21 protein-coding genes and 3 pseudogenes are annotated in these 22948 nt (G+C 71.2%); 8 read left to right on the top strand and 16 right to left on the bottom strand.

All coding sequences use genetic code 11. The features are described from left to right. Positions 1 to 43: 43 nt before the first annotated feature. The gene (locus ACYUED_RS40310; protein ID WP_491289354.1) at positions 44 to 952 is read right to left on the bottom strand and encodes a PfkB family carbohydrate kinase; all 909 of its coding nucleotides are present in this window, start codon (positions 950 to 952) and stop codon (positions 44 to 46) included. 160 nt (positions 953 to 1112) lie between these two features. Continuing rightward, positions 1113 to 1259: pseudogene (locus ACYUED_RS40305) on the bottom strand (amino acid permease); the annotation flags it as partial. 234 nt (positions 1260 to 1493) lie between these two features. On the opposite strand from ACYUED_RS40305, the gene ACYUED_RS40300 reads away from it, so the two are divergent. Beyond that, positions 1494 to 2207: a MerR family transcriptional regulator gene (locus ACYUED_RS40300; protein WP_491289353.1), complete on the top strand. Its 714-nt coding sequence runs from the start codon at positions 1494 to 1496 to the stop codon at positions 2205 to 2207. Between the two features lie 30 nt (positions 2208 to 2237). Here the strand turns inward: ACYUED_RS40300 and ACYUED_RS40295 are convergent, their stop codons facing one another. The 5 genes and pseudogenes from ACYUED_RS40295 to ACYUED_RS40275 form a co-directional block, all read right to left on the bottom strand. Beyond that, positions 2238 to 2636, bottom strand: coding sequence for an ACT domain-containing protein (locus ACYUED_RS40295; RefSeq protein ID WP_491289352.1), 399 nt, complete (start codon positions 2634 to 2636; stop codon positions 2238 to 2240). A 262-nt stretch (positions 2637 to 2898) separates the two neighbouring features. After that, a complete protein-coding gene (locus ACYUED_RS40290; RefSeq protein ID WP_491289351.1) occupies positions 2899 to 5076 on the bottom strand; it encodes a 3-hydroxyacyl-CoA dehydrogenase NAD-binding domain-containing protein in 2178 nt (725 codons plus the stop codon). Positions 5077 to 5126: 50 nt separating this feature from the next. Then, positions 5127 to 6341 (bottom strand): acetyl-CoA C-acetyltransferase, encoded by a 1215-nt coding sequence (locus ACYUED_RS40285; protein WP_491289350.1) that lies wholly within the window; start codon positions 6339 to 6341, stop codon positions 5127 to 5129. 24 nt (positions 6342 to 6365) lie between these two features. Then, the gene (locus ACYUED_RS40280) at positions 6366 to 7517 is read right to left on the bottom strand and encodes an acyl-CoA dehydrogenase family protein (RefSeq protein WP_491289349.1); all 1152 of its coding nucleotides are present in this window, start codon (positions 7515 to 7517) and stop codon (positions 6366 to 6368) included. After that, positions 7514 to 8688: pseudogene (locus ACYUED_RS40275) on the bottom strand (CaiB/BaiF CoA transferase family protein). Before ACYUED_RS40275 ends, ACYUED_RS40280 begins: the two are co-directional and overlap by 4 nt. Positions 8689 to 9103: 415 nt before the next feature. Between ACYUED_RS40275 and ACYUED_RS40270 the strand changes: the two are divergent. Continuing rightward, positions 9104 to 10282 carry a saccharopine dehydrogenase family protein gene (locus tag ACYUED_RS40270; protein WP_491289348.1) on the top strand — a complete coding sequence of 393 codons (1179 nt, stop codon included), beginning with the start codon at positions 9104 to 9106 and terminating at the stop codon, positions 10280 to 10282. A 7-nt stretch (positions 10283 to 10289) separates the two neighbouring features. Here ACYUED_RS40270 and mmpA read toward each other — a convergent pair whose 3' ends face one another. Both mmpA and ACYUED_RS40260 read right to left on the bottom strand, forming a co-directional pair. Next, positions 10290 to 10436, bottom strand: coding sequence for a morphogenic membrane protein MmpA (gene mmpA, locus ACYUED_RS40265; protein ID WP_266529460.1), 147 nt, complete (start codon positions 10434 to 10436; stop codon positions 10290 to 10292). 89 nt (positions 10437 to 10525) lie between these two features. Next, positions 10526 to 11221 carry an endonuclease V gene (locus tag ACYUED_RS40260; protein WP_491289347.1) on the bottom strand — a complete coding sequence of 232 codons (696 nt, stop codon included), beginning with the start codon at positions 11219 to 11221 and terminating at the stop codon, positions 10526 to 10528. A gap of 74 nt (positions 11222 to 11295) precedes the next feature. Here ACYUED_RS40260 and ACYUED_RS40255 point away from each other — a divergent pair, with 74 nt between their 5' ends. Further along, a complete protein-coding gene (locus ACYUED_RS40255; protein WP_491289346.1) occupies positions 11296 to 11592 on the top strand; it encodes a YciI family protein in 297 nt (98 codons plus the stop codon). A gap of 10 nt (positions 11593 to 11602) precedes the next feature. Here ACYUED_RS40255 and ACYUED_RS40250 read toward each other — a convergent pair whose 3' ends face one another. Then, positions 11603 to 11935: a plasmid stabilization protein gene (locus tag ACYUED_RS40250; protein ID WP_491289345.1), complete on the bottom strand. Its 333-nt coding sequence runs from the start codon at positions 11933 to 11935 to the stop codon at positions 11603 to 11605. Positions 11936 to 12036: 101 nt separating this feature from the next. Then, positions 12037 to 13128, bottom strand: coding sequence for a WD40/YVTN/BNR-like repeat-containing protein (locus ACYUED_RS40245; RefSeq protein WP_491289344.1), 1092 nt, complete (start codon positions 13126 to 13128; stop codon positions 12037 to 12039). 248 nt (positions 13129 to 13376) lie between these two features. Here ACYUED_RS40245 and ssgD point away from each other — a divergent pair, with 248 nt between their 5' ends. Further along, on the top strand, positions 13377 to 13790 hold the full coding sequence (gene ssgD / locus ACYUED_RS40240; RefSeq protein WP_491289343.1) for a spore wall synthesis regulator SsgD: 414 nt from the start codon (positions 13377 to 13379) through the stop codon (positions 13788 to 13790). 190 nt (positions 13791 to 13980) lie between these two features. Here ssgD and ACYUED_RS40235 read toward each other — a convergent pair whose 3' ends face one another. After that, positions 13981 to 14652, bottom strand: coding sequence for a GOLPH3/VPS74 family protein (locus ACYUED_RS40235; RefSeq protein WP_491289342.1), 672 nt, complete (start codon positions 14650 to 14652; stop codon positions 13981 to 13983). A gap of 301 nt (positions 14653 to 14953) precedes the next feature. Between ACYUED_RS40235 and ACYUED_RS40230 the strand changes: the two genes are divergently transcribed. The 3 genes from ACYUED_RS40230 to ACYUED_RS40220 all read left to right on the top strand — a co-directional run bounded on the left by ACYUED_RS40230 (position 14954) and on the right by ACYUED_RS40220 (position 18657). Then, the gene (locus ACYUED_RS40230) at positions 14954 to 16567 is read left to right on the top strand and encodes an ABC-F family ATP-binding cassette domain-containing protein (RefSeq protein WP_491289341.1); all 1614 of its coding nucleotides are present in this window, start codon (positions 14954 to 14956) and stop codon (positions 16565 to 16567) included. A gap of 124 nt (positions 16568 to 16691) precedes the next feature. Then, complete coding sequence (gene ddaH, locus ACYUED_RS40225) at positions 16692 to 17468, top strand: dimethylargininase (protein WP_491289340.1); 777 nt, start codon at positions 16692 to 16694, stop codon at positions 17466 to 17468. Positions 17469 to 17682: 214 nt separating this feature from the next. After that, positions 17683 to 18657, top strand: a complete 975-nt coding sequence (locus tag ACYUED_RS40220) for an acyl-ACP desaturase (RefSeq protein WP_491289339.1) — start codon at positions 17683 to 17685, stop codon at positions 18655 to 18657. Positions 18658 to 18760: 103 nt separating this feature from the next. Here the strand turns inward: ACYUED_RS40220 and ACYUED_RS40215 are convergent, their stop codons facing one another. Beyond that, positions 18761 to 19006 carry a WhiB family transcriptional regulator gene (locus tag ACYUED_RS40215; RefSeq protein WP_266529432.1) on the bottom strand — a complete coding sequence of 82 codons (246 nt, stop codon included), beginning with the start codon at positions 19004 to 19006 and terminating at the stop codon, positions 18761 to 18763. A gap of 213 nt (positions 19007 to 19219) precedes the next feature. Between ACYUED_RS40215 and ACYUED_RS40210 the strand changes: the two genes are divergently transcribed. Continuing rightward, the gene (locus ACYUED_RS40210) at positions 19220 to 20011 is read left to right on the top strand and encodes a VOC family protein (RefSeq protein WP_491289338.1); all 792 of its coding nucleotides are present in this window, start codon (positions 19220 to 19222) and stop codon (positions 20009 to 20011) included. Between the two features lie 304 nt (positions 20012 to 20315). Here the strand turns inward: ACYUED_RS40210 and ACYUED_RS40205 are convergent, their stop codons facing one another. From ACYUED_RS40205 to ligD, 3 genes and pseudogenes are all read right to left on the bottom strand, one after another. Beyond that, positions 20316 to 21365, bottom strand: coding sequence for a LacI family DNA-binding transcriptional regulator (locus ACYUED_RS40205; protein WP_491289337.1), 1050 nt, complete (start codon positions 21363 to 21365; stop codon positions 20316 to 20318). A gap of 95 nt (positions 21366 to 21460) precedes the next feature. Then, positions 21461 to 21772: pseudogene (locus ACYUED_RS40200) on the bottom strand (multicopper oxidase domain-containing protein); the annotation flags it as partial. Between the two features lie 71 nt (positions 21773 to 21843). Next, positions 21844 to 22938 (bottom strand): non-homologous end-joining DNA ligase, encoded by a 1095-nt coding sequence (gene ligD, locus ACYUED_RS40195; protein ID WP_491289336.1) that lies wholly within the window; start codon positions 22936 to 22938, stop codon positions 21844 to 21846. Positions 22939 to 22948: the final 10 nt, after the last annotated feature.

Below are 22948 nucleotides of genomic sequence, written 5' to 3'. Positions count from 1 at the left end.
GAACAACGCGCACCAAGGATCTGCCGGGTTCCGCCTCGCGCTGCTAAAGGGGCGACACGGCCGACCTCGCCAGGAGTTCCTCTCGGCGTAGCGGCTGCGTCTGCGTGGACGGCACCGTGCAGGCGTGGGCGCCGGAGATTGCGCCGTACCGGGCGCAGCGTTGTGGTGCCTCGCGGTTCAGCCAGCCATAGAGGAACGCGGCGGCGAAGGCGTCGCCCGCACCGTTGGAGTCCACCACCGGTGCGGGCGGCGTGACGGGCGGTACGTGGGTCAGCTCGTCGTCGGCCAGGAGGTAGGCGCCCTTCGCTCCGGCCGTGGCCACGACCACCTCGGCCCGGCCGCGGGCGGCGATGCGGCGCATGGTCCGCTCGGGGTTGGTGAGGGCGGCCGTGGACAGGAAGACGATGTCCGCCGCGAGCGCGAACGGCTCGTGGTAGGGGTTCTCGCCGTCCCAGTTGTGCAGGTCGGTCGAGAGGGTGACGCCGGCCTCGCGCAGCACGGGCAGGGCGTGGGCACAGGGCTGGGTGATGGAGACGTGGGCGTGGCGGCAGGCGCCCGCCAGCTCCTGGAGCAGGGGCTCCGGGAACCGGTCCTCGTCCCGGGCGCGGCTCGAGTCGTAGAGGGACAGCCGTCTGCCGTCGGGGCTGACGAGGTTGACCGCGCGCTTGGTGCCCGCGGGCTGGGGGACGGCGGTGAACGCGATGCCGTGGTCATGGTGCAGGGCGCGCACGAGGTCGCCCTCCGGGTCGTCGCCGAGCATGTCGAGGTGGTGCGTGCGCAGGCCCAGGGCGGCCAGGCCCAGCGCGACGAAGTCACCGGTCTGCCCGGCGCGCGTACGGATCCCGCCCTCGATCATGTAGCTGTCGGCGTACGGCAGCGGAAGCTCCGGCACGTACACGATGGTGTCCACGCCCGCGCCGCCCAGCACGAGCACGTCGATGTCCCGGCTCAACTCCGGTCCTCCTCTTGGCTGTAGACCGCTTTCCGGCTCAACTCCCGCTCTCCCCACGGTCGTAGACCCGACGGAGATCCCCGTCCGTACGAGTCGCTCGGTGATCAGCGGCTCGACGCGGGACCGGTTGCCCCGGCCGGTCCGCACCCTATCCGGGGCATGTGCCGATCGCTCCACCGACGGCGATCATGTTGACGTGGCGGGCCTTGAGGTCCTTGCCGTATCCGGCGTCACCCGCGTCGGCGGGAGCCACGGTCGCCTCGGGGTGGGCGGCGGCCTGTCCCGTGCGTACGGCGTCCTTGCTCACGGTGGTACCACTCTCTGGTGCTCCCGGGCGGGGCGCGCCCGGTGTCCGTAGGTGCCAAGGTCCGCGCCACCTTGCTCGCGGCACGGACCGAGGGGGCAGCTTCCCGGAGGGCTCACCGGGCATGAGGTGGCTCATGTCGCACAGCAGTGTTTCTCACAGCAGTCCCGTCCGCCCGTGAGGGCTGTCGCGGCCGACAGGTTTCACAGTGTTGGTGAGACAGCGATACTGCTGCACATGACGACCGACACCGGTGAGCCGGCGCTCACGATCGACGAACTGGCAGCGCGGGCCGGCATCACGGTCCGCACGGTCCGGTTCTACGGCACCAAGGGGCTCCTGCCGCCGCCGGTGATCGGTCCGCGGCGGGTGGGCCACTACGGCAGGCAGCACCTGGCCCGGCTGGCGCTGATCGAGGAGCTGCAGCACCAGGGCATGACGCTGGCGGCGATCGAGCGCTACATGGAGCATCTGCCCCCGGACCTGAGCGACGGCGACCTCGCCGTCCACCGGGCCGTGGTGGCGTCCTGGGCGCCGGACAGCGTGGAGACGGTGACGGCGGAGGAACTGCAGCGCCGGGCGGGACGGCCGCTGGGCGAGGACGACCTGGAGCGGCTCGCGGCGATGAACGTGGTCCGCCCGGACGGGGGCTCCTACCGCGTGGACTCGGGCCTGCTCCGGCTCGCCGTTCAGCTCCTCGACGTACCGCTGTCGCAGGCGGCGATCCTCGCGGCGCGCAAGGTGCTCATCGAGCACTCGCGGGCCGCCGCGCACGAGCTGTCGCAGTTGTTCAGGGGCGAGGTGTCCGAGCGGGCCGAGGAGGACGTGAAGTCCCTGTCCGCGCACATGGAGCCCATCGTGGTGCAGGCCCTTTTGACGACCTTCCAGCGGTCGCTCAAGGAAGAGGTGCACCAGTGGCTCGCCGCCTCGGACGACGGCCGGCCCGCCTGACATGTCGCCGGGGCGTCCCGCGGTCGTCCCTCAACCGGACCGGTGGGCCAGGTCGTTCAGCGCCGCCACCGCCTGCTCGGCCTGCTCGTGGGGCACGAAGATGTGGTCGTGGTGGTACCCGGCGACGACATTGCAGCTCAGGCCGGCGTCGGCGAGTTCCCGTGCGAACGCCGCTGTCAGGCCCACCGCCTCGAGCGCGGAGACGACGCGCAGGGTGATCCACCCGGCCACGTAGTCGTAGGCGAGCCCGGCCGCGTCCGCTTCCTCCTGCCGCACCACGAGTGTCACGCCCTCCGGCTCGGCGACCGTGACGACGGGTGCGACGCCCGCGGGGATGTCTCCCTCAACGGTGGTGAACACGTAGCGGCCCGGATTCAGCTCCGGCCGCATGCCGCTCAGCAGCTTGCTCAGATCGGTTTCTCCGGCCACGCGCACCACGCTACGTCGTGGTCGTGGGATGCGCCCCGACGGTGCGGAAGCAGTGTTCCCGCCCCCGCCGCCCCTACCCGATCCGTTCCGGGGGCCGGCCCCCGAACCCCCGCTCCTCAAACGCCGGAGGGGCTGAATTCAGCTCAGCCGCAGCCAGCCCGCCCGGCGTTTGAGGACGAGGTCGGGCAGGCCGATGCCGGGGTCCGAGGGCGGCAGTCCCCGGTGTGGCGGCCACCCCCAGACGTCGGCTCAGGTTCAGCGCCTAGCGTGCGTCGGCGAACCGCTCCCCCTTCTCCGCCTTCTCCACCAGCAGCGCCGGCGGGTCGAACCGCTCCCCGTACCGCTCGGCCAGCTCACGCGCGCGTGCCACGAATCCCGGCAGGCCGCCCTCGTAGCCGTTGATGTACTGGAGGACACCACCCGTCCAGCCGGGGAAGCCGATGCCGAAGATCGAGCCGATGTTGGCATCGGCCACGGACGTCAGGACGCCCTCCTCCAGGAGCTTGACCGTGTCGAGGGCCTCCGAGAAGAGCATGCGCTCCTGCATGTCCTCGAAGGGGATCTCGTGGCCCGGCCTGGTGAAGTGCTCGCGCAGTCCGGGCCACAGTCCGGCCCGCCTGCCGTCCTCGCCGTACGCGTAGAAGCCCGCTCCCCCGCTGCGTCCGGGGCGCCCGAACTCGTCGACCATGCGGTCGATGACGGCCTCGGCGGGGTGCGTCGGCCAGGTGCCGCCCGCCTCCTCGACGGCCCGCTTCGACTCGCCCCGGATCTTGCGCGGGAGCGTGAGCGTCAGCTCGTCCATCAGGGAGAGGACCTTGGCCGGGTAGCCCGCCTGCGCGGCCGCCTGCTCCACCGACGCGGGCTCGATGCCCTCGCCGACCATCGCGACACCCTCGTTGATGAAGTGGCCGATGACGCGGGAGGTGAAGAAGCCGCGCGAGTCGTTGACGACGATCGGTGTCTTCTTGATCTGGCGGACCAGGTCGAAGGCGCGGGCCAGCGCCTCGTCTCCGGTGCGCTCGCCCTTGATGATCTCGACGAGCGGCATCTTGTCGACGGGTGAGAAGAAGTGCAGTCCGACGAAGTCGGGCTGGCGCTCCACGCCTTCCGCCAGCACGGTGATCGGCAGCGTCGAGGTGTTGGAGCACAGCAGCGCGCCCGGTTCGACGATGTGCTCGATCTCCTGGAACACCTTGTGCTTGAGCTCGGGGTTCTCGAAGACGGCCTCGATGACCGCGTCGCAGCCGGCCACGTCCTGCGGATCCGCGGTCGGCGTGATCCGGGCGAGCAGCGCGTCCGCCTTCTCCTGGGTCGTACGACCCCGGGAGACCGCCTTGGCGCAGAGCTTCTCGGAGTAGCCCTTGCCCTTGACGGCCGCTTCCAGGGACACGTCCTTCAGGACGACGTCGATGCCCGCGCGGGCGCACGAGTACGCGATGCCCGCGCCCATCATCCCGGCGCCGAGGACGACGACCTTGCGGACCTGGCGGGGTTCGACGCCGCCCGGCCGGTTCGCGCCCGAGTTGACGGCCTGGAGGTCGAAGAAGAACGCCTGGATCATGTTCTTCGAGGTCTGGCCGGCGGCCAGCTCCACGAAGTAGCGCGCCTCGATGACCTGCGCGGTCTCGAAGTCGACCTGGGATCCCTCGACGGCCGCGGCCAGGATGTTGCGCGGCGCCGGGTAGGGGGCGCCGTTGGTCTGCTTGCGCAGGTTGGCCGGGAAGGCGGGCAGGTTGGCCGCGAACCTGGGGTTGGCGGGGGTGCCGCCGGGGATGCGGTAGCCGGGCTTGTCCCAGGGCTGCTGCGACTCGGGGTGGGCGTCGATGAAGGCGCGGGCCCGGGCGAGCAACTCGTCACCGGTGGCCACGACCTCATCGATCAGGCCGTTCTGCAGGGCGCGCTGCGGGTTGTACTGGGTGCCCTGGAGCAGCACCTTCAGCAGTGCGTCCGCGATGCCCAGCAGGCGTACGGTACGGGCGACGCCGCCGCCTCCGGGGAGCAGGCCCAGTGTGACCTCGGGGCAGCCGATCTTCGAGCCGGGCGCGTCGAGGGCGATGCGGTGGTGGCAGGCGAGGGCGATCTCGTAACCGCCGCCCAGGGCGGCGCCGTTGATCGCCGCGACCACGGGCTTGCCGAGCGTCTCGATGCGGCGCAGGTTGCGCTTGATCGCCATGCCGCCGTCGAACAGCTCCTGCGCCGTCTCGGGGGTGACCCGGATGAGGTCGCGCAGGTCGCCGCCGGCGAAGAAGGTCTTCTTGGCGGAGGTGAGGATGATCCCGCGGATGGAGTCCTTCTCGGCCTCCAGGCGGTCGGTGATCACGGCGAGGGAGTCGCGGAACGCCTGGTTCATGGTGTTCGCGGACTGGCTCGGGTCGTCGAGGACGAGGGTGACGACGCCGGTGCGGTCCTGTTCCCAGCGGATGGTGGTGCTCTGAGTCATGACGGGGGTCTCCGTAGAAGTCTCTGAAGTCTCTTGGTTCCGCCGGGGGTTCAGATGCGCTCGACGATGGTCGCGATGCCCATGCCGCCGCCCACGCACAGTGTGGCGAGGCCGTACCGCTTGTCCTGGCGCTCCAGTTCGTCGACGAGCGTGCCGAGGATCATGGCGCCGGTGGCGCCGAGCGGGTGACCGAGGGCGATGGCGCCGCCGTTGACGTTGACCTTGTCCAGGGACAGGCCCATGTCCCGCACGAAGCGCAGGACGACCGCCGCGAAGGCCTCGTTGATCTCCACGAGGTCGATGTCGTCGATGGTCAGCCCGACCCTGGCGAGCGCCTTGCGGGTGGCGGGGGCGGGGCCGGTGAGCATGATCGTGGGCTCGGAGCCGGAGACCGCCGCGGACACGATCCGCGCGCGCGGGGTGAGGCCGTACCGCTCGCCGACCTCCTTGGAGCCGATCGCGACCAGGGAGGCGCCGTCGACGATGCCGGAGGAGTTGCCCGCGTGGTGGACGTGGTCGATCCTCTCGACCCAGTGGTACTTCTGCAGCGCCACCGCGTCGAAGCCGCCCAGGTCGCCGATGTCGGCGAAGGACGCCTTCAGCTTGGCGAGGGATTCGGCGGTGGTACCGGGGCGCAGGTGTTCGTCGTGGTCCAGGACGACGAGTCCGCCGCGGTCCTTGACCGGCACGACCGAACGGTCGAAGCGGCCTTCCTTCCAGGCCGTGGCCGCCCGCTCCTGCGAGAGGGCCGCGTACTCGTCGACGTCGCGGCGGGTGAAGCCCTCGATGGTGGCGATCAGGTCGGCGCCGATGCCCTGCGGCACGAAGTTGGTGGCGAGGTTGGTCATCGGGTCGTTGAACCAGGCGCCGCCGTCGGAGGCCATCGGCACCCGGGACATGGACTCGACGCCGCCCGCGAGAACCAGGTCCTCCCAGCCCGAACGGACCTTGGCGGCGGCCATGTTGACGGCTTCCAGGCCCGACGCACAGAAGCGGTTCTCCTGGACGCCGGCCACCGTGTCCGGCAGTCCCGCGGCCACGGCGGCGATCCGGGCGATGTCGGAGCCCTGGTCGCCGACGGGTCCGACGACTCCGAGCACGATGTCGTCGATCGCGGCCGGGTCCAGCCCGGGGAAGCGGTCACGGATCTCGTGGATGAGTCCGACGACCAGGTCGATGGGCTTGGTGCCGTGCAAGGAGCCGTTCGCCTTGCCGCGGCCGCGCGGGGTGCGGATCGCGTCGTACACATACGCTTCGGTGCTCACGGGTAGGCCTTTCGGGGGTGAGGGTCAGCCCAGCAGGGAACGACCGATGATCTCCTTCATGATCTCGGTGGTCCCGCCGTAGATGGTCTGGATGCGGCCGTCGGTGAAGGCACGGGCCACGGGATACTCGGTCATGTAGCCGTAGCCGCCGTGCAGTTGGAGGCAGCGGTCGGCGACCCGCTTCTGCAGCTCGGTCGCCCACCACTTGGCCATGGAGGCGTGCACGGCGTCGAGCGTGCCGGCCCCGCCGTCTGCGTGTTCCTCGATGCAGCGGTCGAGGAAGGTGCGGGTCACGGCGCACTCGGTCGCCATCTCGGCTATCTCGAACCGGATGTGCTGCTTGGTGGCGAGCGGTCGGCCGAACGCCTCGCGCTCCTTGACGTACTCGGTGGTGATCTCCAGCACGTGCTCGGCGGCGGCGATCGCTGAGACGGCGATGCTCAGGCGCTCCTGCGCGAGGTTCGTCATCAGGTGGCCGAAGGCGCCGTTGGGCGTGCCGAGGAGGTTCTCCTTCGGCAGGCGTACGTCGTTGAAGAACAACTCGGCCGTGTCCTGGGCCTTCTGGCCGATCTTGTCGAGGTTGCGGCCGCGCTCGAAGCCGTCCGTGCCGCGCTCGACGACCAGCAGCGACAGTCCGTGGGCACCGCCCTCGGGGGTCGTCTTCGCGACCACGATCACCAGGTCGGCGAGGATGCCGTTGGAGATGAACGTCTTGGCGCCGTTGAGCAGCCAGTGATCGCCCCTGTCCTCGGCGTGGGTCCGGATGCCCTGCAGGTCGGAGCCGGCGCCGGGCTCGGTCATGGCGATGGCGGTGATCAGCGAGCCGTCGCAGAAGCCCGGCAGCCAGCGCCGCTTCTGCTCCTCGGTGGCGAGCCCGGTGAGATACGGGCCGATGATGTCGTTGTGCAGACCCAGAGCGAGCCCGGGGGCGCCCGCGCGCGTGAACTCCTCGGCCAGTACCGCGCTGTAGCGGAAGTCGGTGGTGCCGCCGCCCCCGAACTCCTCGGGCACGGCGAGTCCGAGCAGGCCCTGCTTGCCCGCCGCCCGCCACGCGTCCCGGGAGACGACGCCGTCCTTCTCCCACTGCTCGTAGTACGGCAGCACCTCCCTGGCCAGGAAGGCACGCACGGTCGCGCGGAACGCGTCGTGCTCGGGGGCGAAGATCTGCCGCTTCATTCGGGGCCTTTCGTGAGTTCCCGGTCCTTCGTGGGTTCCCGGTCCTTCATGAGGTCGGGTACGTCCCAGTCGCGCGCCACGTCGGCGGTGTCCGCGCCGGGCCGCGCCGGGCCGGTTCGTACGGCCGTGGGGGTCGCGGAGAAGCGGGGCGCCGGCGCGGGCTGGGTGATGCCTCCGTGGTCGGTGAAGGTGCCGCGGGCGGCGAGGTGCGGGTGGCCGGGGGCCTCGCGCAGGGTCAGTACGGGCGCCACGCACGCGTCGGAGCCCTCGAAGACGGCCGTCCACTCGTCGCGGGTACGGGACTTGAAGCGGGCGGCGACCGCCTCGCGCAGCTCACCCCAGCGGGCCCAGTCCTTGCGGGCGTCGGTGTGCTCGGGGAGGCCGAGAAGGGTCACGAACTCCTCGTAGAACGCGGTTCCAGGGCGCCGACCGCCATGTGCCTGCCGTCGGCCGTCTCGTAGGTGCCGTAGTACGGGCAGCCGCCGTCCAGGAGGTTGGCGCCGCGCCGGTCGTGCCAGCCGCCGGCGGCGAGCATGCCGTGGATCATGGCGGAGAGGTGGGACGTGCCGTCGACGATGGCCGCGTCGACGACCTGGCCTGTGCCGCCCGCGCGCGCGTGGTGGAGGGCGGCGAGGACGCCGACGACCAGGTAGAGGGAGCCGCCCGCGTAGTCGCCGAGGAGGTTGGCGGGGACGGCCGGAGGGGCGTCGGGGGCGCCGATCATGCCGAGGGTGCCGGTGAGCGCGATGTAGGCGATGTCGTGGCCGGCACGGTCGGCCAGCGGGCCCTGTTGGCCCCAACCCGTCATCCGGCCGTAGACCAGCCGGGGGTTGCGGTGGTGGCAGGCCTCGGGGCCGACGCCGAGGCGCTCGGCCACTCGGGGGCGGTAGCCCTCGATGAGGATGTCGGCGCGTTCGGCGAGGTCGAGGACGCGCGCGGGGCCGTCCGCGGACTTCAGGTCGACGATCACCGAGCGCTTGTTGCGGTTGGTCACGTCGTACGCCGGGTCGATCGCGAGGCCGACACCGCGGGGGCGGTCCACGCGCACCACGTCGGCGCCCAGGTCGGCGAGGAGCATGGCGGCGAACGGGCCGGGCCCGATCCCGGCCAGCTCGACCACGCGCACGCCGGTGAGCGGACCCTGCCCGGGCGGCGTCTCTGCCGTCGTCATCCAGCCCCCAGCAATGTGACACAACTGATGTAACACCAGTGATGCTAAGAACACGTTCCATTCAGCACAAGCCCTGAGCGAGCAAGCGCTTAGCCAATTACAGGAAGCCAGGCGGCCGGGCTCACCGCAAGTCCCGCGCCCCGGCACTCAGCTCGCGTCGAGCTCCGGTATCAGCAGCTTCGGGGCGATCACCCGGTAGCTCTCCTCGACCCAGTCGCACAGCTGCTCCGATATGCGGCTCCGCCGCATGGCTCGACGGCACCCGGCAGGCAGGCGAACTCGCGCACTTTCTCCCACTTCTTCAGGGCATTTTCGGTCACGGTCACCGCTTACCTCCGGGCTCGTCGTCGGGCTCCGCACTCCTCACGCTAGCCTCGGCCACCGACAACTGCGCGTGCTGCGGACGAGGGGTGTCATGAGCAGGCTGAATGGGGCGGACCGCCCGTACGACATCGTGCTCTTCGGGGCCACGGGCTTCGTCGGGACGCTCACCGCGCAGTACCTCGCCGCGCACGCGCCCGACGGGCTGCGCTGGGCGATCGCGGGCCGCAGCGAGCGGAAACTGGAGCAGCTGCGCGAACTGCTGCCCGGCGGCGAGCACGTCGGGGTGGAGCGGGCGGACGTGGCCGACCCGGCCTCGCTGCGCGCGCTCGCCGAGCACGCGCGCGTGGTGGCGACGACGGTGGGGCCGTACGTGACGTACGGCGAGGAGCTGGTCGCGGCCTGCGCGGACACCGGGGCCGACTACCTGGATCTGTGCGGTGAGCCCGAGTTCGCGGACCTGACGTACGTCCGTCACGACGCACGCGCGCGTGAGACCGGTGCCCGGCTGGTGCACGCCTGCGGCTTCGACTCGATCCCCCACGACCTGGGCGCATACTTCACCGTCCGGCAGCTGCCGGAGGGGGTGCCGCTGACGGTGGACGGGTTCGTGACGGCGGACGCCACCTTCTCGGGCGGTACGTTCGCGTCGGCCCTCAACCAGTTCTCGCGCGTGCGTCCGATGCTGGCGGCCGAGCGGGACCGCAAGCGGAACGAGCCGCGCCTGGTGGGGAGGCGGGCCGCCGCTCCCACGGGACTGCCGCGCTTCGCGAAGGAGATCGGCGCGTGGGCGCTGCCCCTGCCGACCATCGACGCCCAGATCGTGGGCCGGTCGGCGAAGGCCCTGGAGCGGTACGGCCCCGACTTCCGCTACCGGCACTACGCGGCCGTGCGGCACCTGCCCGTCGCGGCGGGCGGGATCGCGGCCGTCGGCGGCATCTTCGCGGCCGCCCAGCTGCCGCCCGCGCGGCGCTGGTTGTCGGACCGGCTCAAGCCCGGCGAGGGTCCGAGCGCCGAGAAGCGTGCGAAGAGCTGGTTCAAGGTCCGCTTCGTGGGCGAGGGCGGCGGGCATCGGGTGTTCACGGAGGTCGCGGGCGGCGACCCCGGTTACGACGAGACGGCCAGGATGTTCGCCGAGTCGGCGCTGTCACTGGCCTTCGACGACCTTCCGCCGACGGCCGGCCAGGTGACCACGGCGGTCGCGATGGGCGACGCGCTGACCGAGCGCCTGCGCGCGGCCGGCATCACCTTCCGGGTCGTCGCGAGCCGGTGAAGCCGCCCTACAGCGACCACCCCGCCACCGTGTAGATCATCCCGCCGATCCAGCCGAGCCCCGCCAGCACGGCGAGGACCAGCGCGGCCGTCACGGCACGCTCGACGGGACGGTTGGGGTCGGCGAGGGGCTTCGGGGCGCGGTGCGTCGTCATGCGCCACAGCCTGCCGACCGCCGCGCCGCGCCCACATCCGTACGGGTACTCAGTCCACGTACTCAGACGGCACCCGGCGCGCACGCGGGTCAGTGGCGCAGCGTCGCCTCCTGAAGCGCCCGGCGGCACAACGCGTCCGCCCTGCGGGTCGTCTCCGGGAGGCGGTAGGCGGGGGTCAGCGCCAGGGTGTGGGCGCAGGCGTTGTCGAGGCTCACCCGATGGCCGACGGACACGAAGACCGGCTTGACGGCGTCCCGGGTGCGCAGGGAGCGGCCGACCTCGTCGCTGCCCGCCAGGAGCGGTGACGTACTGCCGCGCGCGGCGCCCGGATCGTCGTGGGCGAAGGTGAAGGGGTTCTTGGCGACGCCGATCGTGGGCAGGCCCGTCAGGACGCCGAGGTGGCTGGCGAGGCCGAAGCGGCGCGGGTGGGCGAGGCCGTACCCGTCGCAGACGACCAGGCCGGGCGGGCACGGGAGAGCGTCCAGGGCGGCGAGGACCGTGGGGATCTCCCGGAAGGCCAGCAGGCCCGGTACGTACGGGAAGGAGATCCGGCCGACGGCCGTCGCCTCGGCCACGACCTCCAGACTCGCCGCGTCCAGTACGACCGCCGCGGCCGCGACGACGTCCCGCTCGTCGTCGTACGCCACGTCCACGCCGGTGACGTGGCCCGTGCCGGGCGGCGGTCCGGGCTCGTCGTGCACCACCTGCCCCCGCAGCTCGTCCTGAACGGCGCGGGCCTCGTCCTCGGTCGCGGGCCAGCCCGCGGGAATGCGTACGGTCGTCATGATGAGGACGAGCGTACGGTCGTCACGGTGGGGACGTCGTACGGGCCCGCGCCGGGCGGCGTAGGCTCGCGATCATGTTCGTACTGGAGCTGACCTACACCGCCCCGCTGGACGCCGTCGACGCACTGCTTGAGGCCCATGTGGCCTGGCTGGACGAGCAGTTCGCGAAGGGGGTCTTCCTCGCGGCCGGGCGTAAGGAGCCCCGCGACGGCGGGATCATCCTCGCCCTGGTCGAGGACCGCGCACGGGCCGAGGAGATCATCGCCGGCGACCCGTTCTCGACCGGCGGTGTGTGCACGTACCGCGTCGTCGAGTTCGAGGCGACCCGGACGGCACCGGCGCTGGAGCAGTACCGCGCGACGTCCGGCTGAACCGCGCCGCTCAGCCCTTCTTCGCGTTCAGCGCGCGCTGCAGCTGGTCCTTGTTCATGTTCGAACGGCCTTCGATGCCGCGCTGCTTGGCCTCGTTGTACAGCTGGTCGCGGGTCGGGCCCTGGGAACCCTGACCCGAGCGCTGTCCGCCCCGCCTGCCGGACGACATGTCCTGGGTCGACGTGCGGCTCGCGCTCTTCGACTCGCCGGACCGGGCCCGTTCCTTGTTGACGGTCCGGGCCGCGATCTCCTTGGCGCGTCCGGCGCTCTCGCCCCGGTCCTGGGCGCTCTCCTTGATGTGCTCGTACTGGCGCTCCCGCTTGGAGTTCGAGCCTGCGGGCATGGTCGCTCACTCCTCTCGCTGTCACGAGTGCAGCAGTCACGACCGTCTCGGTCACCACTGCCGCAGCCGGCGACCGAGTACCCGTATTCGCGTCTTATGCGTCACCGTTCCAGGCGCGCCACCCGTCCCTGCTCCCCCGCGGCCCAGCAGCCGAGGTCTGCGGTGCAGTCCACGGTGTCGTACGAGCCGGTGTCGACCGTCCGCCAGGTGCGTCCGCCGTCGGTGGTCAGGTCGGTGCCGGTGGGGCCGACCGCGAGGGCCGCCGTGCGGCTGTGCGGGAGCCAGGCGGCACCGGAGCGGTAGGCGGACGGCGGCTCGGCGGCGGGCTGCCAGGTTCGGCCGCCGTCGCCGGTGCGGGCGGCGGCCTGCGGCGAGGACTGGTCGGGCCGGTAGTCTCCGCCGACGGCGAGCCCGTGGGTGCGGTCGCGGAAGGCGAGGGCGAAGACGCCCTCGGCCGGGTCACCCGCCGGGATCGGCGTGTCGGCCGCCGTCCAGGTCCTGCCGCGGTCGCGGGAGTGCAGCACGCGCGCGTGTGCGCCGCCGCCGGTGGCCAGCCAGGCGTCCGACGGGCCGGAGGCGACCAGGCACTGGCCGCTCGCCGCGAAGCCCGCCTCTCCGTCCAGGGCGGCCGGCATGCCGTCGCCCGGGAGCACCTTCCAGGAGCGGCCGCCGTCGCCGGTCGACAGGATGCGGAACCTGCCGTCCACCGGGTCGCTCATCGCCAAGCCGTGGCGGCTGTCGAAGAAGGTGAGGCAGTCGTAGAACGCCTTGGCGTCGGTGTTGCGGAAGGACTCGGTCCACGTCGCGCCGCCGTCGTCGGTGCGGTACACGCGGGACGCCTCGCCCTCGCCGATGGCCAGCACCACGGCCCGCCGCGCGTCGAACGCCTCGATGTCCCGGAACTGCAGCCCGGCGGCGCCCGGCGGCGAGACGTTCCGCCAGCTCGCCCCGCCGTCCGTGGTGCGCAGCACGGTGCCCCTGGTTCCGGCCACCCACGCGGTGTTCCGGCTGACGGCGGACAGCCCGCGGAAGCGCACATCGCCCGCGCCGGTGTCCTTGAGCTCCCAGTGCGGCGCCCGGCTCCCCGGCGTCCGGCTCCCCGGCTCCTGCGCCTGCGCGGGTACGGCGGTCAGGGAGGCCAGCGCCGCCGAGCACACCGCCCCCGCGGCCACCGTGCGAAACGTACGTCTCATTCGTCGCGTGTTCCCCAAGCGCCTCATGGCGGGCGAAGCTAGCCGACCGCCGGGGCGCCGTCCAGATGGCCACGGTCGCCACAAGTACCCGTCGGGAAACGGTGAGTGGACCTTGTCACTCCTGTGAATGGATGCGGTGACGGAGGTCACTCGGATTTCAGGTGCACGGATTGGCTGATTTCAGCGTCTCTAGCAGTGCCGGACCGATCCGCCCGGAAGCCCGTCCAGCCGTCACAAGGGAGCAGGCGTTGTCCACCGTCATCGAGCAGCCCGTAGAGGCCCGTCTCGTCGCCGCCGCGCCTCGTATGTCGAGCATCCCGGCGAAGCTGCACTACGACCGACGCGACCCGTTCGCCATTCGCATGACCTTCCCCGCCCCGGCCACCCTGGAGGGCGTGGAGGTCTGCTGGACCTTCTCGCGCGAACTCCTCACGGCCGGCCTGGAGAAGCCCGAGGGCCACGGCGACGTGCGTGTGCGGCCGTACGGCTACGAGCGCATCGTCCTGGAGTTCCACGCCCCCGAGGGCACCGCGGTCGTCCACGTCCACTCGGACGAGATTCGCCGTTTCCTCGACGCCGCGAACAATCTGGTCCCCGTCGGCCTGGAGCACCTGCAGCTGGACCTGGACCACGATCTGGCGGAGCTGATGCGGGAGGCGTGACGCTCCGCTGGTGGGGCGCGATAGGCCGTCCCTCGACTGCGGGGCCGTCGTGGCTGGTCGCGCAGTTCCCCGCGCCCCCTCGGGCGCAACCCGTAACGCCGACCTGACCAGAAACGCCCAGCACCTCGCTCCCAGCAGGGCGTTGAGCCCGCCGTGGTCGAGCCCGTCCGCGTAAGGCGCCGGGAGCGCCTCACTCGCCGGTCGCCACCGCGACCGCGGTCAGTGACGCGACCAGGGCCGTGTGCACCTCCGTGACGACCTTCCGCAGCGCGGGCGCCGCCGCTCCGCCCCGCTCGGTCAGCGCCTCCACGCGCGCCGTGTGGCGTTCGCGGTCGCCGGCCGGCATCAGCGTGGGCAGTTCCGCGGCGGCGGCCAGGGCGACCACGGCCGCGTCCCGGTCACGGACCTCGGCGACCGGCACCGGGCCCGCGAGCACCTGCCGCGCCTCCTCGCGCAGCGCGTCCACGACGGCGGGCTGCTCCAGTACGTGCTCCACGCTCGGGAAGACCCCGAGGACCCGCTTCTTGACCGCCCGCAGATATCCCTGCGCGGTCAGCTGCTCCCGTACGGCGTCCAGGGTCACGCGCGCGTGGAGGGTCACCCACGTTCGCCACCGGTGCGGCCGGGACTCCCGGATCAGCTCCAGAAGGCCGTCGAGGGCGACATCCCCGGTGGCGGAGTCCATGTCGACGGGTGTGGCGATGCCGTCCTCGTCCGTGAGCAGACCGCGCTGGGCCAGTTCGGTGAGGGCACCGGCCCGCACCAGCTGGGGGAGGCGGGCGGCGCCGGTGACCTTGGTCCTTTCCGTGTCCCAGGCCAGCAGACAGAGCCGGGCGGGCAGTGAGAGCGAGCCGTAGGGCACGGGGGCCTCCTTAGCGAGGGCGGATCGGGGATCACGTTAATTCGTTGACAGCCGTCCGGCCCTCTCCTACGGTGTATAGCGGTTCTGTTGCCGTCGATTGGAGAGGGACGTTGCTCGTCTGAGGTCCTGAGACACCGCGTCACACCCGTGAGGTGTGTCCGCCGCGTGCGACCTCGGCAGTCGGGCCGTCCTGACGGAGCAGGGCTTTTCTTCGTGCTTCAGGGCTCTCCTCTCCCGCCATTGGTCTGCGGTGTCTCGATACGCGTTTGCCCCTGACCGCATCAAGCAACCGCGAGGCCACATGTCTACTTCCATCACTTGTACGTCCCTTGCCTTCACCTGGCCCGACGGCACTCCCGTCTTCGAGGGTCTCGACATCGCCTTCGGCCCCGGCCGCACCGGACTCGTCGGCGTCAACGGATCAGGGAAATCAACCCTGTTGAAGCTGATCGCCGGTGACCTGACGCCGGCCGACGGCACCGTCCGTGTCGCGGGCGAGGTCGGCTACCTCCCGCAGAACGTCACGCTCGACACCCACCTGCGCGTCGACGAGGTGCTCGGCATCGCCGCCCAGCGGATCGCGCTGCACGCCATCGAGGCGGGCGACGTGGCCGAGGAGCACTTCGAGACCGTCGGCGACGACTGGGACGTGGAGGAACGCGCCCTCGCCACACTCGGCGAACTCGGGCTCGGCCAGATCGAGTTGGACCGCACCATCGGAGAGGTGTCGGGCGGTGAGTCGGTACTGCTGCGGCTGGCGGCACTACTGCTGAGCCGCCCGGACATCCTGCTCCTGGACGAGCCGACGAACAACCTCGACCTGTACGCACGCAGGCGGCTGTACACGGCCGTCGCGTCCTGGCCGGGAGTGATGATCGTGGTCAGCCACGACCGCGAACTCCTGGAGCTGGTCGACCAGATCGCCGATCTGCGCTCCGGGGAGGTCACCTGGTACGGCGGCAACTTCTCCGCATACGAGGAGGTTCTGGCCGGCGAGCAGGAGGCGGCCGAGCGGATGGTGCGCGTCGCGGAGGCCGACTTCCGAAAGCAGAAGCGCGAACTGGTCGACGCGCAGGTCAAGTTGGCCCGCCGCAAGCGGTACGGGCAGAAGATGTTCGAGCAGAAGCGCGAGCCGAAGATCGTCATGGGGGCACGCAAGCGCGCGGCGCAGGAGTCCGCGGGCAAGCACCGCATCATGCACGAGGAGAAGCTCACCGAGGCCAAGGAGCGGCTCGACGACGCGGTGGACGCCGTACGGGACGACGACGAGATCCGCGTCGACCTGCCGTACACGGCCGTACCGCCGGGCCGTACGGTCCTCACCCTGATGGACCTGGAGCTCGCCCACGGGGCGCGCGTGGCGGGCGGGCTCGACCTGCGCGGCCCGGAGCGGGTCGCGTTGATCGGGCGCAACGGCGCGGGCAAGACGACGCTGCTGCGGACGATCGCCGGGGAGCTGGAGCCGGTGTCCGGCGAGGCGCACGCGCACGTGCCGCTCCGCTTCCTGCCGCAGCGGCTCGACGTGCTCGACGGCGAGCTGTCCGTCGCGGAGAACGTGGCCAGGTTCGCGCCGGGCGCCACCAACAACCGGGTCCGGGCCCGACTGGCCCGCTTCCTGTTCCGGGGCGCCCGCGCCGACCAGAAGGCGGACACGCTGTCCGGCGGCGAACGCTTCCGGGCGGCGCTGGCCGCGCTGATGCTGGCCGAGCCGGCACCGCAGCTGCTCATGCTCGACGAGCCGACCAACAACCTCGACATGGCGAGCGTCCGGCAGCTGACGACGGCCCTGGAGTCCTACGAGGGAGCGCTGGTCGTGGCCAGTCACGACCTGCCGTTCCTTGAGTCGATCGGCATCACCCGGTGGCTGCTGCTCGACGGCGAGCTGCGGGAGACGGCTCCGGAGGAGATGGGGTAGCGCATCTCAGGAGGGGCACAGCCTGGCAACAGGGGGTTTTGTGTCCATGGATCCGCGCTGCATGATGGCGGACCGGGCCCCACAAGGGCCCGGTCCGCCGTTCCGCCTACACGAAAGGCCCCTCGTGCCCAGCAAGAAGGCCCTCGTCCGCCGCCCCAGCCCGCGCCTCGCCGAGGGTCTGGTGACACACGTCGAGCGGGAGAAGGTCGATGCCGGTCTTGCGGTGGAGCAGTGGGAGGCCTACGTGGAGGCGCTGCGCACCCACGACTGGGAGACCGTCGAGGTGGCTCCGGAGGACGACTGCCCCGACTCGGTGTTCGTCGAGGACACGGTCGTCATGTACAGGAACGTCGCGCTGATCACGCGGCCCGGCGCCTCCTCCCGGCGGGACGAGACGGCCGGGGTCGAGGAGGCCGTGGCACGCCTCGGCTGCTCGGTGAACTGGATCTGGGAGCCGGGCACCCTGGACGGCGGAGACGTGCTGAAGATCGACGACACGATCTACGTCGGCCGGGGCGGGCGTACGAACGCGGCCGGCGTGCAGCAGCTGCGGGCCGCCTTCGAGCCACTGGGGGCGCGCGTCGTCGCCGTGCCGGTGAGCAAGGTGCTGCACCTGAAGTCGGCGGTCACGGCGCTGCCCGACGGGACGGTCATCGGGCACATCCCCAAGGTGGACCGGCCGGCACTGTTCCCGCGTTTCCTGTCGGTGCCCGAGGAGGCCGGCTCCCATGTGGTGCTCCTCGGGGGCAGCAAGCTGCTGATGGCGGCGAGCGCGCCGAAGACGGCGGAACTGCTCGCCGATCTCGGTCACGAGCCGGTCGTGGTGGACATCAGCGAGTTCGAGAAGCTCGAGGGCTGTGTGACATGCCTCTCGGTCCGCCTGAGGGACCTCTACGCCTGATGGGTGATCGACTCACCCGTTCATCCCTCGGACCTGCGCTCCCTGAGATTCCGGCAGTTCCTTGGATGCCCCAGGAAACATGTCCTGATCAGGGACCTTTACAGGGCACTTAACCTACGGCAACGTAACCTACGGTTTCGTAGCCTACGCTTTCGTAGGTTCCGGCACCGCTCGCCGGTTTGTTCCGCTTTGCCGTACGTCCCCTGGAGCTCCTGTGACGATCACTTCCCCGCACCTCGGCAGCACCTCCGCCTGGACCGACGCCCGGCTGCTGTACGCCCTGGAGGAAGTGGTCGAGACGGAACTCAACCGGCATCTGAAGGTCGCCAAGGACTGGATGCCGCACGAGTACGTGCCGTGGTCGGACGCACGTAACTTCCCCGGTCTCTTCGAGGACGGCGAGGCCTGGGACAAGGAGCAGTCCAAGGTCACCGAGCTCGGCCGGATCGCGCTGGTCGTGAACCTCCTCACCGAGGACAACCTGCCCAGCTACCACCACGAGATCGCCTCGCTCTTCGGCCGCGACGGCGCATGGGGCACCTGGGTGCACCGCTGGACCGCGGAGGAGGGCCGGCACGGCATCGTGATGCGCGACTACCTGCTCGCCTCGCGCGCGGTGGACCCGGACAAGCTGGAGGCGTTCCGCATGGCCCACATGAGCGAGGGCTTCGAGTCGGACAACCGTCACTCGATGCTGCACTCGGTCGCCTACGTCGCCTTCCAGGAGCTGGCCACCCGCGTCTCGCACCGCAACACGGGCCACCAGTCGGGCGACCCGGTCTGCGACCGCATGCTGGCCCGCATCGCGACCGACGAGAACCTGCACATGGTCTTCTACCGCAACCTCCTCAAGGCGGCCTTCGAGCTCGCACCCGACCTCACCATGCAGGCGGTGCGCGACGTGATCGTCAACTTCCGGATGCCCGGCCACGGCATGCCCGGCTTCGAGCGGGCCGCCGCGCAGATGGCGATCGGCGAGGTCTACAACATGCGCATCCACCACGACGACGTGCTCCAGCCGGTGCTGCGCCACCTGAAGGTCCTGGAGATCGACGGCCTCGGCCCCGAGGGCCTCGCGGCGCAGGAGGAACTCGGCCTGTTCATGGGCGGCCTGGACGCGGAGGCCCTGAAGTTCGACGAGAAGCTGGCGGCACGCAAGGCGCGGATGGCGGCGCGCGCCGCGGGCTGACGGCACAACCAACTGCGGATGACGACGAGGCCGGTACGCGCGCGCGTACCGGCCTCGTCGTCGCGTACGGATGCGGCGACGGCGTCCTCCGGAACGCGGTGCGTCAGTGCGCCGTGCGCCTGAGCTCCAGTCGTTCCTTCTCCGACAGTCCGCCCCAGACGCCGAAGCGTTCATCGTTCCGCAGCGCGTACTCGAGGCAGGTGGGCCGCATCTCACACATGCCGCAGATGCGCTTCGCCTCACGCACCGAGCTGCCCGGCTCGGGAAAGAAGAAGTCCGCCCCGGTCTGCGCGCACAGAGCCTGGGCCTGCCAGGCGAGGTCGGCCGGGGTGATCGTGTCGATGTGCATGAGCCAGATCGTGGCGCGCGGCGAAAAACGTTCGATCAACGCGGAATCAACGCCGCACCCCAGGGCCCGCGGCCACCCTGATGGTGCCGCCCTCACGCACTGTGGCGCACGGCGGCGCGCGGAACGAGGCGAAACCCGTTCCGGCAGCGATTGTCAGTGGGCGGTGCAAGACTCGGCAGTGCAGAGAACGGGACCCTTCCGAGGAGGGCAAAGATGCTCACCACCCGTTTCGTCAACGGCGCTCCCAACTGGCTCGACGTCGGCACATCCGACATCGATGGCGCCATCTCCTTCTACGGCGGCCTCTTCGGCTGGACATTCCAGTCGGCCGGCCCCGACGCCGGTGGTTACGGCTTCTTCCAGCTGGACGGCAAGACCGTGGCGGGCGGGATGCAGACCACGCCCGAGCAGGGCCCGCCGTCCTGGACCGTGTACTTCCAGAGCGCGGACGCCGAAGCCACCGCCAAGGCTGCCGAGCAGGCGCACGGCAGCGTGCTCATGCGGCCCATGGACGTGATGGGCGAGGGCCACATGGCGATCATCGCCGACAAGGCGAGCGTGCCGTTCGGCATCTGGCAGCCGGGCCGGACCAAGGGCGTCGACGTGGCGAGCGAGACCGGCACCCTCACCTGGGTCGAGCTGTACACCCCGGACATCGCCGCGGCCGCCTGGTTCTACCACGAGACGCTCGGCCTGGAGACGGCCGCGGTGCCCTTCCCCGGGGGCACCTACACCACCCTCAACCCCGCCGGGGGCGGCGAGGACTCGATGTTCGGCGGCATCGTCCCCCTGGCCGACGACGCGATCGAGAACAGCCCGTACTGGCTGCCGTACTTCGAGGTCGCCGACGCGGAGGCCACCGTGACCAAGGCACGGGACCTGGGCGCCGAGGTCCGCATGCCGGCCACGTCCTTCGAGGGAGTGGGAAGTATCGCCAAACTCACCGACCCGTACGGCGCAAGGTTCGCGGTGATCAGGAGCGCGTCCCCCCAGGAGCGGGACTGAACCGATGCCCGGCTCCGCCACGGGGGCGCGCCGGACCAGAGCCCCCTCAGGGGCGCGGAACTGTATCGATACGCAGCTCCCCCGCGGAGGCGCGCCGCACCAGAACCCCGCAGGGGCGCGGGGAACTACGCGACCAACCACCACGAACCCACAGACAACAGACGGCCCATCGCGACCCCACCAGCAGAACCCCACGAGGAGACACGCCACGCCCAAAGCCCCGCAGGGGCGCGGGAAACTACGCGACCAACCACCACGAACCCACAGACAACAGACGGCCCATCGCGACCCCACCAGCGGAGCGCTACGCGGAGACGCGCCGCACCAGCGTCGTAGGCAGCACCACGCTGGACGGCGCGTCTGCGACACCCTGCTCCCCGGCCCCGTCGCCGACACGTGCGCCCACGCGCCGCAGCAGCAGCCGGGCCATCAACCGCCCCATCTCCTCGATGTCCTGACGGACTGTCGTAAGGGGCGGATCGGTCTGCTCGGCGACCGGCAGCATGTCGTCGAAGCCGATCACGGCGACGTCGTCGGGCACCCCGCGCCCTCGCTCACGCAGCACACGCAGTGCACCCGCGGCGGTGAGGTCGTTGGCGGCGAACACGGCGTCCACGTCGGGCCGGCGGTCCAGGAGTTGCCGCATCGCGCGCTCACCGCCGGCCGGGGTGAAGTCGCTCTCGACGATCAGCTCGGGGTCGGCGTCGACCATGACGTCCCGGAACCCGTCGAGCCGGTCCGCCGCGGACGTCTGGTCGAGGGGGCCGGTGATGTGCGCGATCCGGGTGCGGCCGAGGCCCACCAGATGGCGTACGGCCTCACGGGCGCCACCGCGGTTGTCGCAGTCGACGTACACCGCACCGCCGCGGCCGTCGCTCCAGCCGGGCCGGCCGCCGAACACGGTCGGCACACCGGCGTGCTGGATCAGGCCGGGCAGCGGGTCGTCGAGGTGCAGGGAGAAGACGAGCGCGCCGTCGACATGGCCTCCGGCGAGATAGCGGCCGACGCGGACGTGATCGTCCCGGCCCTCGGTGAGCAGGAGCACGAGCTGGTTGTCTTGGGCCGTCAACTCCTTGCTGATGCCGCGGAGTTGCAGCGCGAAGAAGGGATCGGCGAAGACGCGGGCCTCCGGCTCGGCGATGACCACGGCGATGGCGTCATGCCGTCGCGTCACCAGGCTGCGGGCGGCCTGGTTGGGCACGTACCCGAGTTCCTCCACCGCGCGCCGGACCCGGGCGACGAGGAGTTCCCTGACGCCGTCCCCGCCGTTCACCACCCGCGAGGCGGTGGCCCGGGAGACACCCGCCCGGGCGGCCACGGCCTCCAGCGTGGGGCGCGGCGCTGTGTCGGTCACTTCGGGCTCCTCCTTGGCGGCTGCGGATCAGGATAGCTCCGCGTGGGCGAGGAGGTGAAAGCGCTCTCGGCCCGGCGGGCGGCCGCCGGAGCCCGTCAGTGCCCGTGCGCCGCCCCGTGCTCGTGGGGCTCGTATCCCGGAATCGCGCCGTCCGGCTTCTTCACCAGGAACAGCCCGACCACCCCATGTCGGAGTGGCTCTGGACATGGCAGTGGTACATCCACGCGCCCGCCCCGACGCCCTCCCCCGCGAGCACCTGGAAGCCGAAGGAGTCGGCCGGACCCACGCTTGGTGTCGATGACCTGGCCGGGGTCGTCCGGGCCTGTGGGCATGCCGGTGCGGTTGTCGGCCCAGCGATGTCCGTGCAGATGGAACGTGTGGTAGCACTCGCCGTGCGTGATCATCACACACCACTCCGGCGACATCGGACTGCAGGTGCACAGCACGACGGACGTGATCTCCTGCCGGGACATCCGGATCAAGGAGCTGTAGGACCCGACGGCGGCGCCTCGGCCGGAGGTGCCTCCTTCGCGTCCGCCTTCTTCGCGGAGGCCTTCTTCGGGGAGGCCTTCTTCGCCTTGCTCGGCTGCACCCGCTTCGGCTCGCCCGGCATCTTCGGATACTCCGGCGGGTAGGGCAGGTCGCCCAGTCCGTGGTCGTGCTCGTCACGGCGGGCGAGTTCGAGCAGGTCCTCCAGCGAGAAGCGGTGCTCGTCCATGTCCGCGTGCACGTCGCCGAGTTCGGCGAAGCGCGCGGGCATGGTCGCGATGTCGAAGTCCTGGGGATGGGCGACCCCGACCTCGTCCCAGCTCAGTGGCGCCGAGACGGGGGCGTGCGGGCGGGGACGTACGGAGTAGGCGGAGGCGATGGTGCGGTCCCTGGCCGTCTGGTTGTAGTCGACGAAGATGCGCTCGCCCCGCTCCTCCTTCCACCACTTGATGGTCACCTGCTCCGGCATCCGCCGCTCCAGCTCCCTGCCCACCGCGATGGCGGCGCGCCGGACCTGGGTGAAGGTCCAGCGCGGCTCGATGGGCACGAAGACGTGCAGGCCGCGGCCGCCGGAGGTCTTGGGGAAGCCACGCAGGCCGCCGAACTCGTGGAGGACGGCGCGCAGTTCGTGGGCGGCGCGGACGGCGTCGTCGAAGTCGGTGCCGGGCTGCGGGTCGAGGTCGATGCGGAGTTCGTCGGGACGGTCGACATCGTCGCGGCGCACGGGCCAGGGGTGGAAGGTGAGGGTGCCGTACTGGGCGGCCCACAGGACGGCGGCCTCCTCGGTGGGGCACATCTCGTCCGCGCTGCGACCGCTGGGGAAGGTGATGTGGGCGGTCGGGATCCAGTCGGGCATGTTCTTGGGCGCCCGCTTCTGGAAGAAGTTCTCACCCGTCACGCCGTCCGGGTAGCGCTCCAGGGTGGTGGGCCGGTCCCGCAGGGCGCGCAGGATGCCGGGGCCCACGGCGACGTAGTACCGGGCGAGGTCCAGCTTGGTGAAACCGCGCTCGGGGAAGAAGATCTTGTCCGGGCTGGACAGCCGGACGGTGCGGCCGGCCGCCTCCAGTTCCACCGCTTCGCCCATGCGGCCACGG

This window comes from Streptomyces sp. DF42, from assembly GCF_058267695.1.
The sequence above is the reverse complement of the archived record's forward strand: the minus strand, read 5'-3'. Positions and strand labels throughout refer to the sequence as shown.